The 16,647-nt window shown below is 71.1% G+C and carries 10 protein-coding genes and 1 pseudogene; 7 read left to right on the top strand and 4 right to left on the bottom strand.

Annotated elements, in window-relative coordinates; translation table 11 throughout:
• Positions 1 to 55: 55 nt before the first annotated feature.
• A complete protein-coding gene (gene ileS, locus ACRX5S_RS17475; RefSeq protein WP_436773863.1) occupies positions 56 to 3,208 on the bottom strand; it encodes an isoleucine--tRNA ligase in 3,153 nt (1,050 codons plus the stop codon).
• Positions 3,209 to 3,624: 416 nt separating this feature from the next.
• On the opposite strand from ileS, the gene ACRX5S_RS17470 reads away from it, so the two are divergent.
• From ACRX5S_RS17470 to ACRX5S_RS17440, 7 genes and pseudogenes are all read left to right on the top strand, one after another.
• A complete protein-coding gene (locus ACRX5S_RS17470; protein ID WP_436773862.1) occupies positions 3,625 to 3,915 on the top strand; it encodes a DUF167 domain-containing protein in 291 nt (96 codons plus the stop codon).
• A 295-nt stretch (positions 3,916 to 4,210) separates the two neighbouring features.
• Positions 4,211 to 4,849 (top strand): TraR/DksA C4-type zinc finger protein, encoded by a 639-nt coding sequence (locus tag ACRX5S_RS17465; RefSeq protein WP_436774054.1) that lies wholly within the window; start codon positions 4,211 to 4,213, stop codon positions 4,847 to 4,849.
• Between the two features lie 180 nt (positions 4,850 to 5,029).
• Positions 5,030 to 5,638 (top strand): annotated as a pseudogene (lspA, locus tag ACRX5S_RS17460) (signal peptidase II); the annotation flags it as partial.
• Between the two features lie 292 nt (positions 5,639 to 5,930).
• Positions 5,931 to 6,878, top strand: a complete 948-nt coding sequence (locus tag ACRX5S_RS17455; protein ID WP_436773861.1) for an RluA family pseudouridine synthase — start codon at positions 5,931 to 5,933, stop codon at positions 6,876 to 6,878.
• A gap of 185 nt (positions 6,879 to 7,063) precedes the next feature.
• Positions 7,064 to 8,668 carry a Na+/H+ antiporter gene (locus ACRX5S_RS17450; RefSeq protein ID WP_436773860.1) on the top strand — a complete coding sequence of 535 codons (1,605 nt, stop codon included), beginning with the start codon at positions 7,064 to 7,066 and terminating at the stop codon, positions 8,666 to 8,668.
• Between the two features lie 755 nt (positions 8,669 to 9,423).
• The gene (locus ACRX5S_RS17445) at positions 9,424 to 10,005 is read left to right on the top strand and encodes a dienelactone hydrolase family protein (protein ID WP_436773859.1); all 582 of its coding nucleotides are present in this window, start codon (positions 9,424 to 9,426) and stop codon (positions 10,003 to 10,005) included.
• Between the two features lie 36 nt (positions 10,006 to 10,041).
• Entirely contained in the window at positions 10,042 to 10,515 is a 474-nt protein-coding gene (locus ACRX5S_RS17440; protein WP_436773858.1) for a DUF4240 domain-containing protein, read from the top strand.
• 4 nt (positions 10,516 to 10,519) lie between these two features.
• Here ACRX5S_RS17440 and ACRX5S_RS17435 read toward each other — a convergent pair whose 3' ends face one another.
• The 3 genes from ACRX5S_RS17435 to dnaE all read right to left on the bottom strand — a co-directional run bounded on the left by ACRX5S_RS17435 (position 10,520) and on the right by dnaE (position 16,159).
• Positions 10,520 to 11,926: a mechanosensitive ion channel family protein gene (locus ACRX5S_RS17435; protein ID WP_436773857.1), complete on the bottom strand. Its 1,407-nt coding sequence runs from the start codon at positions 11,924 to 11,926 to the stop codon at positions 10,520 to 10,522.
• 172 nt (positions 11,927 to 12,098) lie between these two features.
• Positions 12,099 to 12,557, bottom strand: coding sequence for a DUF6300 family protein (locus ACRX5S_RS17430; protein WP_436773856.1), 459 nt, complete (start codon positions 12,555 to 12,557; stop codon positions 12,099 to 12,101).
• 41 nt (positions 12,558 to 12,598) lie between these two features.
• Positions 12,599 to 16,159 carry a DNA polymerase III subunit alpha gene (gene dnaE / locus ACRX5S_RS17425; protein ID WP_436773855.1) on the bottom strand — a complete coding sequence of 1,187 codons (3,561 nt, stop codon included), beginning with the start codon at positions 16,157 to 16,159 and terminating at the stop codon, positions 12,599 to 12,601.
• Positions 16,160 to 16,647: the final 488 nt, after the last annotated feature.

Raw genomic sequence — 16,647 nt, 5'->3', positions numbered from 1 at the left:
CCCCCCCCCCCCCCCCCCCCCCCCCCCCCCCCCCCCCACGGTCGGGGTCGTCGAATCAGGTGATCCGCCGCAGCCAGAACCGCAGCCCCAGGCCCTCGTCGCCGTGCAGCGGCAGTTCCTCGTCCTCCGGCGCGCCCTCGGCGAATTGCAGTGCCAGCACCTCCTCGGCGATCTGCGGGCCGTGGGCCAGCAGCGCCGACTGGGTGTGCTCGCTCTCGTCCGCGCTCCACCACACCGCGATGCGGTCCGCGACGTCGAAGCCGGAGGTCTTGCGGGCCTCCTGGATGAGCCGGATCGCCTCGCGCGCCGTACCCGCGAGCCGCAGTTCGTCGGTCAGGTGCAGGTCGAGCGCCACCGTCGCGCCCGCCTCGCTCGCGACCGCCCAGCCCTCGCGCGGCGTCTCGGTGATGATCACCTCGTCCGCGGACACCTCCACGGGGGCGCCGTCCAGCAGCACCGTCGCGGTGCCGGATGCCTTGAGCGCGGCGGACAGCTCCGCCGCGTCGGCGGCCGCGATGGCGCCCGCCACCTTCGGCGTCTCCTTGGCGAAGCGCTTGCCCAGCGCCCGGAAGTTGCCCTTGGCGGAGAACTCCACCAGGTCGCCGCCCGCGTCCGAGAGGGACGCCAGCGAGACGACGTTCAGCTCCTCGGCGATCTGCGCGCGCAGCTCGTCGGACAGCGCGTCCCAGCCCTGCGCGCCGATGAGCGCGCGGCCGAGCGGCTGCCGGATCTTGACGCCCGAGTCGGCGCGGGTCGCCCGGCCCAGCTCGACCAGCCGCCGCACCAGCCGCATCTGCGCGGACAGTTCCTTGTCGACCAGCGCGCTATGCGACACCGGCCAGTCGGCGAGGTGCACCGACTCGGGGGCCCCGGCGTCGACCGGCCGCACGATGTCCTGCCACACGCGCTCGGTGATGAACGGCACGAGCGGCGCCATCAGGCGCGTCACCGTCTCCAGCGCGGTGTGCAGGGTCGCGAGCGCCGCGGCGTCGCCGTTCCAGAAGCGGCGGCGCGAGCGGCGGACGTACCAGTTCGACAGGTCGTCGACGAACGCCGACAGCGCCTTGCCCGCGCGCTGCGTGTCGAACGCCTCCATGGCCGCGTCGACGTCGGCGACGAGCTGGTGCAGCTCGGACAGCAGCCACTTGTCGAGCAGCGGGCGGTCGGCGGGCGCCGGGTCGTCGGCGGAGGGCGTCCAGCCGCTGGTCCGGGCGTACAGCGCCTGGAAGCTGACGCTGTTCCAGTACGTGAGCAGCGTCTTGCGCACGACCTCCTGGATCGTGCCGTGCCCCACGCGCCGCGCGGCCCACGGCGAGCCGCCGGCCGCCATGAACCACCGCACCGCGTCCGCCCCGTGCTGGTCCATCAGCGGGATCGGCTGGAGGATGTTGCCCAGGTGCTTGGACATCTTGCGGCCGTCCTCGGCGAGGATGTGGCCCAGGCAGACGACGTTCTCGTAGGAGTTCCGGTCGAAGACGATCGTGCCGACCGCCATCAGTGTGTAGAACCATCCGCGGGTCTGGTCGATGGCCTCGCTGATGAACTGCGCCGGGTACGCCTGCTCGAAGATCTCCCGGTTGCGGTACGGGTACCCCCACTGCGCGAACGGCATCGCGCCCGAGTCGTACCAGGCGTCGATCACCTCCGGCACCCGTACGGCCTCGGCCCCGCACGCCGCGTCGCCCGCCTTCGCCGGGCACCCGAAGACCACCCCGTCGATGTACGGCCGGTGCGGGTCCAACCCCGACACGTCGCGCCCGGTCAGCTCGGACAGCTCGGCGAGCGACCCCACGCACGTCAGATGGCCCTCGGCGCAGCGCCAGATGGGCAGCGGCGTGCCCCAGTAGCGGTTGCGCGACAGCGCCCAGTCGATGTTGTTGTTCAGCCAGTCGCCGTAGCGGCCGTGCTTGACGGTGTCCGGGTACCAGTTGGTTCGCTCGTTCTCGCGCAGCAGGGCGTCCTTGACCGCGGTGGTGCGGATGTACCAGGACGGCTGCGCGTAGTAGATGAGTGCGGTGTGGCAGCGCCAGCAGTGCGGGTACGTGTGCTCGTACTCCATGTGCCGGAACAGCAGCCCGCGCGCCTGGAGGTCGGCCACCAGCGCCTCGTCGGCCTTCTTGAAGAAGACCCCGCCGACCAGCGGCAGGCCCTCCTCGAAGGTGCCGTCGGTGCGCACCGGGTTGACCACCGGCAGGTCGTACGGCCGGACCGCCGCCAGGTCCTCGGCGCCGAACGCGGGGGCCGCGTGCACGATGCCGGTGCCGTCCTCGGTGGTCACGTACTCGGCGAGCACCACGAAGTTGGCGCCCTCCAGCTCGACCAGGTCGAACGGGCGGCGGTACGCCCAGCGCTCCAACTCCCGCCCGGTGAACCGCTCTCCGCTCGCCGTCCAGCCCTCGCCGAGCGCCTTCTCGACGAGCGGCTCGGCGACCACGACCGGTCGTTCGCCGTCCTTGGCGGCCAGAACGTACGTGACGTCGGGGTGCACGACGGCGGCGGTGTTGGAGACCAGCGTCCACGGCGTGGTCGTCCACACCAGCAGGTCGGCGCGCTCGGCGAGCGGACCCGAGGTGAGCGGGAAGCGGACGTACACCGACGGGTCGACGACCGTCTCGTAGCCCTGCGCGAGCTCGTGGTCGGACAGGCCGGTGCCGCAGCGCGGGCACCACGGCGCGACGCGGTAGTCCTGCACGAGCAGGCCCTTGTCGAAGATCTCCTTGAGCGACCACCACACCGACTCGACGTACTCGGGGTCCATCGTGCGGTAGGCCTGGGACATGTCCACCCAGTAGCCCATGCGGGTGGTCAGTTCCTCGAACGCGTCGACGTGGCGCAGCACCGACTCGCGGCACTTCGCGTTGAACTCCGCGATGCCGTACGCCTCGATGTCCTGCTTGCCGGAGAAGCCCAGCTCCTTCTCGACGGCGAGCTCGACCGGCAGGCCGTGGCAGTCCCATCCGGCCTTGCGCCGGACGTGGTGGCCCTTCATCGTCTTGAAGCGCGGGAACACGTCCTTGAAGACGCGCGCCTCGATGTGGTGCGCGCCCGGCATGCCGTTGGCGGTGGGCGGACCTTCGTAGAAGACCCAGCGCGGCCCTTCGGCGGTGCGCTCCAGGGTGCGGTCGAAGATGCCGTGCTCCTGCCAGAACGCGAGGACGTCGTGTTCCATGGCGGGCAGATCGACCTGCGCCGGTACCGGGCGGTACATACCTGTCTTCCTTCCGCGGGCTCGTGAAAAGCTGCCGGCTGAAGGGACGAGGCGGCGAACGCCCCGCGGTACCACCCTTCTTGGCCGCGCCGGTGGTACGGCACGACCCACTCAAAGGTCGGCGAGCGCCGGTTCTACCCGGTCCGTACGGGACCGCTCTTCCGGCGGCTCCGGGGTGATCTTCGGACCGCGCTCGCCTCCGGGCTCCCACCGTCCCCGGATCGCTCAAGGCTGCGTACGGACGTACTCGTCCCATCGACACCGTCTCGCCTCCCGAATTCTACGGGCACGCGGGACCCGTTCGCCCCCGGGTTTCCCGGGCCCGCGCGCCGACCGCGGACGCCCCGCCCCCGACGCCCCACCCTCGACGCCCCGCCCCCGACGCCCCGCCCCCGACGCCCGGCATCATGGTCGCCATGAGCCCTGCCTCCGCTCCCGCGCCGTGCCGCATCGCGATCCGGGTCAAGCCCGGCGCCTCGCGCACCGCCGTCGGAGGGACGCACGGCGACGCGCTCGTCGTCGCGGTCAACGCGCGGGCCGTGGAGGGCAAGGCCACCGAAGCCGCGCTCAAGGCGCTCGCGGCCGCGCTGGGGGTCCGCCGGCGCCAGATCACCCTGGTCACCGGCGCGACGAGCCGCGACAAAGTGGTCGAGGTCGCCGAACCGCCCCCGGACCTCGCCGTCACCCTCGCGGCCCTGCGCGGATAGCCGCGGTCGGTCGCGCCGTTTCCGTCGGGTTACCGCTTGGTAGCGCTGCGTTCAACAGTGTCCAACGAACGAACCGGCATCCGGTAACGAAGCGGACACGCACAACTAGGGATAGTCACGCCCGGTTCTGGGCACAACCGACTTACGTTGCCGGTCGCCGGGGCTGACGAAGCTCCCGGACCCGGCAGCGCGCCCTGTTGGCGGGGGCATGGGGTGGGCGTAAGCTTCCCGAGCTGTTTTGTGAAATTTGTGCAGTATGTCCGAAAAGACCCTACGGAACGAGGGGGCCGTGACCATGGCGGAGAGCGGCAAGGCGGCCGGAGGACGGGCCCGCAGCGCGACGACGGCCAGGTCCACCAAGACCGCGGGAAGCGCCGCAGCGTCCGGCGGGCCGACCAGGAGCACGCGCTCCACGACGGCGCGCGTCGGCGCGTCGGCGGCCAAGACCAAGGCCGGCCCGAGTGCCGGGACTGCTGCCGCCCCGGTGCGCACCGCGACGGCCACGGCCGTCGCCCCGCCGCCGGGCGGCATCCACGAGGCGGCGACCTACCCCGTCCGCCCGGGCGAGGACCCGTGGACCGAGGACGAGCTGCGCGAACTGCGCGACGGCCTCATCGACGAGGTCGCCCGCCTGAACAGCGAGATCCAGTACGCCGAACACGAGATCGCCGACATGCTGCGCGACTCCGGCGACGGCGCGGGCGACGACCAGGCGGACGCCGGGACCAAGAACTTCGAGCGCGAACACGAGATGGCCCTGACCAACCAGACCCGTGGCATGCTGAGCCAGTCGGAGCGGGCCCTTCGCAGGCTCGCCGACGGCACATATGGTGCCTGCGAGTCATGCGGATCGGCCATCGGGAAGGCGCGACTCCAGGTCTTCCCGCGTGCGACCCTGTGTGTCACCTGCAAAGAACGCGAGGAACGCCGATAACGACCGGGCCGCCCCGGACGGTGCTCCGCGCTGAACCCAGAAGCGGAGCTCACCATCGGCACCGGAGCGGAACGGCGGGACGGCAGCACGCCCCTCGCCGCCCAGGACGCGGATCACGTCGCGGACCACAGCGCGGATCACCACGGGGCCGCCCGCACGGGCACCCGGCAGCACAGCGAGAAGGACGGCACCACGGACAGCGGCACGGGATCGACCTCCGGGCCGGCCGACGAGCGCCCCGCCGACCCGGGGGACGGTCGTCCGGCCGCATCCGGTGACGGCGCGGCGGACTCCTCCGCCGCGCCGTCCGATCGCGTACGCCGTCCCCGCATCGCGGTCCTGCTCGGCGTCGCGGCCATCGCGTACGTCCTCGACCTGGTCACCAAGCTCATCGTGGTGGCGAAGCTGGAGGGCGAGGCGCCGATCGACGTGATCGGCGACTGGCTCCAGTTCCGCGGCACCCGCAACGCGGGCGCGGCGTTCGGCATGGGGCAGGCGTACACGATCGTCTTCACGCTGATCGCGGCGTCGGTGATCGTGGTGATCCTGCGGCTCGCCCGCAAGCTCTACAGCCTGCCGTGGGGGATCGCGCTCGGCCTGCTGCTCGGCGGCGCGCTCGGCAACCTCACCGACCGGCTGCTGCGCTCGCCCGGGTTCCTGCGCGGGCACGTGGTCGACTTCATCGCGCCCAAGCACTTCGCGGTCTTCAACCTCGCCGACTCGGCGATCGTGGTCGGCGGCTGCCTGATCGTGCTGCTGTCCTTCCTGGGGCTCCAGCCGGACGGGACGCGCGAGGGCGAGGAGTCGGAGGAGGACGCGGGCAAGGACACGGAGGAGGACTCCGCGGGCGAGGGGACGTCCGGAGTCACCCGCGCCGACCGGGCCGCCGAGCTTGCGGAGGCCGCGGACAAGCCGGTCCACGAAGCGACGGAGAAGCCGGACCACGAGGTCGCGGAGAAGCCGGTCCACGAGGCCGCGGATGAGCCCGCGGACCCGACCGAGGACGAGCCCGCCGACCGCCGCGAGACCGGCGGCAAGGCCGAGAAGACGGACTGATCCCCGCACCCGGCATACTCGACGGGTGACCTCCTCCACCGGCTCGCCCGAGATCCGCACGCTGCCCGTACCCGACGGCCTCGAAGGCGAGCGCCTCGACGCCGCGCTCGCCCGGATGTTCGGGTTCTCCCGCACCCGGGCCGCCGAGCTGGCCGCGTCCGGGAAGGTGCTCGTCGACGGCAAGCCGGCCGGCAAGTCCGACCGCGTGGTCGGCGGCGCCTGGCTGGAGGTCGAGATGCCGGCCGCCCCCGCGCCGGTGCAGATCGTCGCCGAGCCGGTCCCCGGCATGAACGTCGTGTACGACGACGAGCACATCGTCGTGGTCGACAAGCCCCTCGGTGTCGCCGCCCACCCCAGCCCCGGCTGGCAGGGCACCACCGTCGTCGGCGGCCTCGCCGCGGCCGGGTACCGCATCTCCACCTCGGGTGCGGCCGAGCGCCAGGGCGTCGTGCACCGGCTCGACGCGGGGACCAGCGGGCTGATGGTGGTGGCCAAGTCGGAGCGCGCGTACACCCTGCTGAAGCAGCAGTTCCGCGACCGCACGGTGGACAAGCGCTACCACGCGCTCGTGCAGGGCCACCTCGACCCGCTGTCCGGCACCGTCGACGCGCCGATCGACCGTCACCCCAGGCACGACTGGAAGTGGGCGGTCGTCGCGAGCGGCAAGGCGAGCGTCACGCACTACGACACGGTCGAGGCGTTCCGCGCCGCGAGCCTGCTGTCGATCAAGCTGGAGACCGGGCGCACCCACCAGATCCGCGTGCACATGTCCTCGCTGCGCCACCCGTGCGTGGGCGACATGATGTACGGCGCCGACCCCACCCTGGCCAAGCGCCTCGGCGTCGACCGGCAGTGGCTGCACGCGGTGCACCTGGGCTTCGAGCACCCGGGCAGCGGCGACTGGGTGGAGTTCGACAGCACCTACCCGGACGACCTGGCCCGGGCCCTGGAGCGCGTGGCCGACGGTCAGTAGTCCGCGCGCCTGGTACGGCGGGCCGGCCGGGATCCGGCGCGGCCGCGACCTGCGGAGCCGGGGCCGCCGGCCGACGCCCGGCGACGCGACCTGGCCGTACGCCGCGCGGGGCGCCTCCCGAACAAACGGACAAATCCGACGTACCGTGACCCCACCCGTGTTCCGGCGGCGCGTGGGGGAGTCCCGTGGACCAACTGACCGTCCTGTTCTTGCTGTTCCTGGTCACCCTCGTGGCGGTCCCGGCGGCGTCGTGGATCCGGATGCCGTACCCCGTCGTCATCACCATCGGCGGACTGCTGCTGGCCGTGATCCCGGGCCTGCCGGAGCTGCGGCTCAATCCCGACATGCTGCTGCCGCTCCTGCTCCCGCCGCTGCTGCACACCGCCGGATGGCGTACGAGTTGGCGCGAGTTCCTCGCAAACGCCAAGGCCATCCTGCTGCTCGCCGTCGCACTCGTGTTCGTCACGACGGCCGCCGTCGCCTTCGTCGCCAGCCAGGTCGTCCCCGGTCTGCCGATCGCCGCCGCGGTGGCGCTCGGCGCCCTCGTCGCCCCGCCCGACCCGGTCGCGGCGTCGGCCGTCGCGTCGACGCTGCGCCTGCCCCGGCGCCTCCTGTCGATTTTGGAGAGCGAGGGGCTGTTCAACGACGTGACGGCCATCGTGCTCTACCAGGTCGCGGTCGCTGCGGCGGTCACCGGATCGTTCTCGGCGGGCGAGGCGGTCGGCAGGTTCTTCCTGTCGGCCGTCGTCGCGGTCGCGGTCGGCTGGGGCGTCTCGATCGTGGCCCGCTGGGGCTTCCGCTACCTGAACGACGAGCGGCTGCGCGTGATGGGCTCGTTCATCGTCCCGTTCGTCGCCTACATCGGATCGGACGAACTGGGCGGCTCGGGCGTGCTCGCGGTCATCGTCAACGTCCTCATCATGCGGGCGAAGAACGTCGAGGCGGAGGAGCCGATCGGCCGCGTCTCCGGCGGCGTCTTCTGGTCCGTCGTGGAACTCATGGTCACCGGGCTGACCTTCGGCATCATCGGCCTGGAACTGCGCGCGGTCCTGGAGGCGTTGGGCGGCGACACCGGCGACGTGCTGGCCGAGGCGGCGGCGGTGGTCGCGACCGTCATCGTGGTACGCGGGATCTGGCTGTTCCCCACCGCCGTCCTCGCCCGACGCCGCAACCGCCGCGCGGCGGACGAGGACGACCCCGACGTCAAGGACCTCGCGCCGGTCGGGCCGCGCGAGACCGCGGTGCTGTGGTGGGCGGGCATGCGCGGGGTGGCCACCGTCGCCCTGGTCCTGGCGCTCCCGCGGACCACCGACGCGGGCGACCCCTTCCCGGGCCGTGACCGCCTCATCGTGATCGCGTTCGCGGTGGTGATGGTGACGCTGGTCTTCCAGGGGCTGACGCTGCCGTGGCTGGTCAAGCGGCTCGGCGTACGGGAGTCGGAGGACGCGGTCGGCGCGGCCGAGGAGGCCCTGCGCGTACGCTGCGCCAAGGCCGCCCTGGTGCGCCTGCGCGAGATGGAGTCCGAGGGGGAACTGCCCGACGAGGTCATCGAGACACTGCGGGCCCGCCAACAGGCGATCATCGCCCAGGTCCGCCCGGACGCGTACGAGGAGGACGCCCGCGACGCCCTTGCCGAAAGCCGCCGCCGCAAACGCGAACTCCGCCGCGTGGAGGAGGAGCTGGCCGAGGCTTCCCGAGAAGAACTCCAACGCGCCCGCGCCGAACCGGGCCAGGACCCGGTAGCCGTCGACCGAATCATGCGCCGCATCGACCTCCGGAGAATCGTGTGAACGGGAACGACACCTGACCGGACGCCGCCTGCGTGCCACTCACGCGAGTGCATCCACCCACCTGCTTGCCCCGCCCACCCACGTGCCACCACCCATCCGTACGCTCCCGCCCACTCGTGTGCCACCACCCAGCCGTACGCCCCCGCCCACTCGTGTGCCTCCACCTACCCGCGTGCCACCACCCGCGCGCGTGCCTCCACCTACCCGCGTGCCACCACCCCCGCGCGTGCCTCCACCTACCCGCGTGCCATCACCCGCGAGCGTGCCACCACCCACCCGGGTGCCTCGCTCACCTGCTTGCCCCTGCCCATCCCGTCCGCCCGCGCTCACCTGATCGGCCCGCCCGCCCCTGTGCCCTCGCCCACCCGCTTCCCTGCGCGCACTTCACCAGCTCATGGATCGAGGCCCTGCACTCCGTTGCATGGCTTGGTCGGGCACTGTTCCTGCCGCGCGCCGGCCCCTACCTGATCGGTTCCACGCATCCGACTGCGCGCCGCTCCGCATCTCCGCGCTGCCTGGGGCCGCACTTGTTGCGCCCCGCGCGCAGCGGGGACGGCGCGTCCGGGTTGGCCCGGGTGGCGGGTGGTGGGGATCATGGAGGGCTGGTACTGCCGAATGCACCCGTGCGCGGTCGTCACGCACAGCACACGTCCACCCGCCCGCACTCGCCGCGCACGGCGCACGCGCGCCTGCCGCATCCGACCGCCGTCCGCTGATCCCCGCACCTACCACCGCACCGAAAGACGAGGACCCCCGTGGCCCGCATCATCTTGTTTCATTCCGCTTATGGGCTGCGCCCGGCCGTGCTCGACGCCGCGGAGCGGTTGCGGGAGGCGGGGCACGAGGTGACCGTTCCCGACCTCTACGACGGGCGGGTGGTCGACACCGTCGAGGAGGGCATGGAGATCAAGGACGAGATCGGCGTCGAGGAGCTGCTGCGCCGGGCGGTCGCGGCGGCCGGGCCGCTCGGGAAGGGCGTCGTGTACTCCGGGTTCTCCATGGGTGCCTCACTGGCCCAGAACCTCGCGCTCGCCGACGAGTACGCGGGCGGCCTGCTGATGTTCCACGGCACGTCCGACCTGCGCGACGAGGCGGAGACCGAGACCGCCGTCCAGTTGCACGTCGCCGACCCCGACCCGTTCGAGACCGAGGACTGGCTCAACGCCTGGTACCTGCGCATGGTCGCCGCCGGTGCCGACGTCGAGGTGTACCGCTACCGGGGCGCCGGCCACATCTTCACCGACCCCGACCTGCCCGACTTCGACGCCGAGGCGGCCGACCGGGCCTGGGCGGCCGCGCTGGCGTTCCTGGAGGAGATGGACGCGAACGCGGCGTAGCAGGCAGGTTGCCCGTCGGCATGTGACGATTTATGGGTGTTGGGATGGGACGAATTCTGGGAGCTCATCGACCTGCTCGGCGGTCGTGCGGACGACGACGCCTGTGAGCGGTTGACCGAGGTGCTCGCCACCCGCTCGAAGTCGGCGATCATCGGGTTCGCCGACCGGCTCGCGGAGGCGCTGTACCGCCTGGACCGCGCCGACCTCGCGGCGCTGCCCTACATCGATGTGACGGACCGTCAGGGCGTGCCCGTGCCGATGTCCGCGGACGGGTTCCTGTACGCCCGGTGCGGCGTCGTCGCGGCCGGTCGGGAGGCGTACGCCCACGTGCTCGCCGAGCCGACCGAGTTCTGCCGCTACACGGCCGCCGAGTACGACGGGGAAGCCCTCCTCTATGTCGCGGAGGACGCCTGGGAGGAGCTGACCGGGCGGCCGTGGCGGCACGAGGAGCCGTTCGACTACGAGACCGGGTCCAACCCGGAGGGCTGGCCCGGCATGGCCCCGCTCTGACCGCTCACTTGCCCGTGTCGGGGCCGCCGCCGTGGTCGGCCTGCGCCATGCCGGCCGCGTCGACGCCGCCTTCCTCGCGCTCCCGCATCCCGGACCCGGCCCGGCTCGCGGGGATCCGTGCGGCCGCGTCGGCGTGCCCGTCGGATCCGTCCCGCTTCGGGCCGTCCTGCCCCGGGTCGACTTGCCCGGAGCCGCCCCGCCGCGTCAGGTCGACCCCGCCGGCGCCCGCGTGCGGCCCGGCGGCGTCCGATTCCGCCTTGCCCAGGTCGACCTTCTGCCGCTTGGCGAGCTCGACGAACCGTTTCGGCCCGGCCGGGGCCGGGACCGCCTCGGGCCGGCCCTCGCCCCATGCGTCGTCCCCGTACACCGGGCCGACCGCCGCCGGGCCGGTCGGTACGCGCGGCAGCGCGTACGGGTGCTTCCGGCGCACATAGTCGAGCAGCTTCTCGCGCACCTCGCAGCGCAGCGTCCACACGTCGTCCGCGTCGCGGGCGGTGACCACCGCGCGCACCACGATCGTGGTGGGCGTCGTGTCGGTGACGTACAGGCTCCAGCCCTGCCCGTCCCACAGCCCCGAGTCCTTCAGCAGCCGGTGCAGCTCGTCGCGCAGCTCCGCGACCGGGGCCGAGTGGTCGAGGTGCAGGAAGACCGTCCCGGTCATGCGGGTGTCGGTGCGCGACCAGTTCTCGAACGGGCGTCCCGTGAAGTACGACACCGGCATGACGATGCGGCGCTGGTCCCACGTGTTGACCACGAGGTACGTCAGCGTGATCTCCTCGACGGTGCCCATCTCCTTGTTGACCACCACCGAGTCGCCGATGCGGACCATGTCGCTGAACGCGATCTGGATCCCGGCGAACAGGTTGGCCAGCGTGCTCTGCGCGGCGAGGCCCGCGACGACGCCGATGAGGCCGGCGGAGGCGAGGAGGCTGGTGCCGATCGTGCGCATCGCGGGGAACGTCATGATCATCGAGGCGATGGCGATCACCCCGACGATGGCCGAGCCGACCCGCCGGATCAGGTCGATCTGGGTGCGGACCCGGCGCACCTTCCCGGCGTCGGTGGCGACCGCCGCGTACTTCTCGAACGACGTGTTGATCAGCACGTTCGCGGCGTGGATGGCGAGCCACGCGCACGAGCCGATCACGCACAGGACCAGGACGTGCCGGACGGTGTCCCGCGAGTTGTCGGGGAGGTCCGCGGCCGGTTCGGCGATCAGGGCGAGGACGACGGCCAGCGTCACCACGCACGACGCGCGGGACCTGCGCAGCATCGGCCACAGCGGCCCGGAGCTGGGCCGTCTGGTCTGCACCTCGCGCGCGACCTTGGCCAGCAGCCAGGTGACGACCCCGGTGAGGACGAGGACCGCGACCAGAACGATCAGTGGGCGAAGTATCTCCCAGACGTCCACGGTTGCTGTTCTCCCTGAGACTCGGTTGCGGTGGAGGTTCGGCCGAACGCGTCGGCGTACGCGGCACTCACGAACTTGTCACGCTAGCCACCCGTTCGAGCGACGTCCAACTCCCGTTGCCCGGCGTCCGTGCCCCGACACGCAATTCGGGGGGAGGCGCGACCCGTACGGCTCAGTCCGCCTCGACGAGCGTCGCGGGGTCAGCCGGGCGGGCCGCGACCGCGGTCACCCAGTCGCCCGCCAGCTCGGCGAACACCGCCGCGTTGCCGCCGTCGACGCGGTCGTCGACCCGGAACAGCGCGAGCAGGTCCGCGGCGTCCGGGTCGGCGTGGTCGCACGCCGGGCACAGGACCAGCACGCGTACGCAGGGCAGCGGCTCGCCGAACCCGTTGTCCCAAACGTGCGGCACCCGGGCCTCCAGGATCCCGGGCCCGTCGCAACGTAGGCACATCGGCGCGTCGGCCTGCACGGCGATGCCGACGCCGTGCATGCGGTGCGCCGCGGGGTCGAGGTAGGGGTCGTTGGCTCCGCCGTAGCCGTGCAGGGGTACGTCTCCCGCCTCGTCCACTCCGCCGGAACCCGACTCGTCGGAACCGGCCGCGCCGGAACCCGCCCCATCGGCACTCGACATGTCGCGCCCCGACGCGTCCGGGCCTGATCCGTCCGGCGGTGTCATACCACCCACGAATCGGGCCCGAGCAGGACCTTGATCTCCGAGGCGAACGCCGTGTTGTTCTCCACCGTCGGGTTCAGCCGCAGGAGCGTCGTGCCGCCGAGGCGGTTCTCCATGCGCAGCCGCACCTCGGTGTCGCCCGGATGGGCCAGGATCGCCGACTTCAGGCGGCCCACCAGCTCCGGCGTGATGCGGCGCTCGTGCACCTTGAGGATCACAGGCGGTTTGCCGCCGTGCTCGGCCGCCGAGATGTCCAGCGGTACGAGCTCCTCGCCGAAGACCGACAGGGCGCCGTCCCGCTCGTTGATCCGGCCGCGGATCGCGACCGCGTTGTCCTCGATGAACTCCTGCGAGAACAACAGGTAGTTCTTCGGGAAGTACAGCACCTCGATGGACGCGTCGTGGTCGGACAGCGTCACGATCGCCCAGGGGTTGCCGCCCTTGTTGATGCGCCGGTCCACCCCGGTGATCAGGCCCGCGAGCTTGACGAAGCCTTCGGTCTGGCCCGAACCGACCAGCTCCGCGATGGACATGTCACGGTTGCGCGCGAGGATGTGCTCGGCGCCGTCCAGCGGGTGGCTGGAGATGTACAGCCCCAGCATCTCCCGCTCGGTGGACAGCAGTTGCTTGCGCGGCCACTCGTCGTCCGAGAGCTTGAAGTCCAGGCCGACCGCGGGCTTGTCGTCCGGCTCGTCGGAGCCGCCGCCGAACAGGTCGAACTGGCCGTTCGCCTCCTGCCGCTTGAGCCCGATGACCGCGTCGATCGCGTTCTCGTGCACCGCGCACAGCGACTTGCGGCTGTGCCCGAGCGAGTCGAAGGCGCCCGCCTTGATGAGCGAGTCGACGGTGCGCTTGTTGCACACCACGATCTCGACCTTCGACAGGAAGTCCTGGAAGGACGTGTACTTGCCCTTCGCCTTGCGGGTCTTCATGAGCGACTCGACGACGTTCGCACCCACGTTGCGCACCGCGGTCAGACCGAAGCGGATGTCGTCGCCGACCGCGGTGAACTCGACCGCCGACTCGTTGACGTCGGGGGAGAGCACCCGGATGCCCATGCGCCTGGTCTCGGACAGATAGACGCCCATCTTGTCCTTGTCGTCGCCCACCGAGGTGAGCAGCGCGGCCATGTACTCCGCGGGGTAGTTCGCCTTGAGGTAGGCGGTGTGGTACGAGACCAGGCCGTACGCCGCCGAGTGCGACTTGTTGAACGCGTACCCGGCGAACGGGACCAGGACGTCCCACACGGCCTTGATGGCCTCGTCCGAGTAACCGTTCTTGCGCATGCCTTCCTGGAAGGGGATGAACTCCTTGTCCAGGACTTCCTTCTTCTTCTTGCCCATCGCCCGGCGCAGCAGGTCCGCGCCGCCGAGCGTGTACCCGGCGAGCACTCGCGCCGCGAGCTGCACCTGCTCCTGGTAGACGATCAGGCCGTACGTCGGCCCGAGGACGTCCTTGAGCGGTTCCTCCAGCTCCGGGTGGATCGGCTCGATCGGCTGCTGGCCGTTCTTGCGGAGCGCGTAGTTGATGTGCGAGTTCATGCCCATCGGGCCGGGGCGGTACAGCGCGCTCACGGCCGAGAGGTCGGCGAACTCGGTGGGCTTCATCAGCTTGAGCAGCGCGCGCATGGGCCCGCCGTCGAGCTGGAACACGCCCAGGGTCTCGCCGCGCGCGAGCAGTTCGTACGTCTTCTTGTCGTCGAGGGGGAGGTTGTCGGTGCTGACGTCCTCGCCGCGGTTCTCCTTGATGATCTTGATGCAGTGGTCGATGATGCCCAGGTTCCGCAGCCCCAGGAAGTCCATCTTGATCAGGCCCATCTCCTCGCACTGCGGGTACGAGAAGCCGGTGATGATCACGCCGTCCTTGTCGCGGCGGTGCAGCGGGATCAGGTCCAGGAGCGGGGTGCGGGAGAGGATGACCGCGGCCGCGTGCACGCCGGTGCCGCGGATCAGGCCCTCGATCCCCATGCCGGTGTCGACGACCTTCTTGACCTCGGGGTCGCTCTCGTAGAGCGCCCGGATCTCCATGCCCTCGTTGTAGCGCGGGTGGTCCGGGTTGAAGAGGTCCGCGAGCGGGACGCCCTTGCCCATGACGTCCGGTGGCATCGCCTTGGTGATGCGGTCACCGGTCGAGAACGGGAAGCCGAGGATGCGGGACGCGTCCTTGACCGCCGCCTTGGCTTTGATGGTGCCGAACGTGTTGACCTGCGCGGTGTACTCGGCCCCGTACTTCTCGGACACGTAGCGGACCATCTGGTCGCGCTGGCGGTCGTCGAAGTCGATGTCGACGTCGGGCGGGCTGACGCGCTCCGGGTTCAGGAAGCGCTCGAACAGCAGGCCGTGCTCCAGCGGGTCCAGCTCGGTGATGCGGGTCAGGTACGCGACCAGCGACCCCGCGGCCGAGCCGCGGCCGGGGCCGACCGGGATGCCGTTGTCGCGGGCGTACTTGCAGATGTCCGCGACCACGAGGAAGTAGGAGTCGAAGCCGAGCGGCGAGATGACCGACAGCTCCATCTCCAGGCGGTCCAGCACCTCCTGGCTCGGGTTCGGGCCGAAGCGCATGGCCAAGCCGCGCTCGCACTCCTTGCGCAGCCAGCTCGCCTGGGTCTCGCCCTCGGGCACGTCGAACTGCGGCATCTGGTCGACGTACGCGAAGACCTCGTCGTACGGCTGCACGCGCTCGGCGATCAGCAGCGTGTTGTCGCACGCCGCGCGCAGCTCGCCGAACAGCGAGCGCATCTCCTCGGACGACTTGAGGTAGTAGCCGGTGCCGTTGAACCGGAAGCGGTTGGGATCGTCCTTGTTCTTGCCCACTCCCACGCACAGCAGGTTGTCGTGCGCGTCGGCCTGGTCCTCGGTCACGTAATGCGAGTCGTTCGTGGCCAGCAGCGGGATGTCGAGCTGCTTGGCGATGCGCAGCAGGTCCTCGCGCACCGTGCGCTCGATGTCGAGCCCGTGGTCCATGAGCTCCAGGAAGTAGTTGTCCTTCCCGAAGATGTCCTGGTACGCCGACGCCGCCGCGATCGCCTCGTCGAACTGGCCGAGCCGCAGGCGCGTCTGCACCTCGCCGGACGGGCAGCCGGTGGTCGCGATGATGCCCTCGGCGTACTGCGCGATGATCTCGCGGTCCATGCGGGGCTTCATGTAGTAGCCCTCGATGGACGCCAGCGAGGAGAGCCGGAACAGGTTGCGCAGCCCCTGGGCGTTCTCCGCCCACATCGTCATGTGCGTGTAGCGGCCGCCGCCGGAGACGTCCTTGCCGCCCTCGCCGCTCGCGTCGTCGGTGTTGCGCGCGCCCGCGGTGGCCCAGAACTCGGGCTTGCGGTTGTGTCGTGAACTCGGCGCGACGTACGCCTCGATGCCGATGATCGGCGTCACCGGCGACTTCTTGGAGAGGTGAAAGAACTCGTACGCCCCGAACATGTTGCCGTGGTCGGACATCGCGACCGCCGGCATGCCGAGCCGTTCCACTTCGGCGAACATCTTGCCGTTCTTCGCCGCACCGTCGAGCATCGAGTACTCGGTGTGTACGTGCAGGTGGACGAAGCTGTCAGTGGACACGAGCCCTCCGTCACTGTTTTCGATGTCCGTGCGAGGTACGGCGAACACCCCGTCCGAGGGGACGCCCGGGCCGAGGAAGCCTTCACTCTAGCCCGGTCGCGACGACGTTGGCCGACGCATCGGGGCGTGGCGCGAAATCACGTGGGACAACAGCGCGGTTGATCACCAAGGTGCCTTACACCGCCGCAAGTTGCACATATCGATACTGCCAAATAGCCCATGCGTGAACTCTTGTGCACGTAGAGTCGTTGTCTCCTATGTGGCCGCACGGCCGGGTGCGGCCACGGAGACCCCGGGCCGGGAGGTCCGGGGGGAACGGGGACGCCGAAATGACCAACGGCCGACAGCACACCCACCCCTCCGATCAGCAGCCCGCACCGCAGCCCGATCTGCGCACCGAGCGCCCGGACCCGCGGCCGGGCAAGAACGGCTGACTCGGGCGCGGCAGGGCCGCGGCAGAGGTATAGACAGGCCTTCGGGTCCGTATC

This window comes from Yinghuangia sp. YIM S09857, from assembly GCF_051388915.1.
In the GTDB taxonomy this organism is placed as follows: Bacteria; Actinomycetota; Actinomycetes; order Streptomycetales; family Streptomycetaceae; genus Yinghuangia.
The sequence above is the reverse complement of the archived record's forward strand: the minus strand, read 5'-3'. Positions and strand labels throughout refer to the sequence as shown.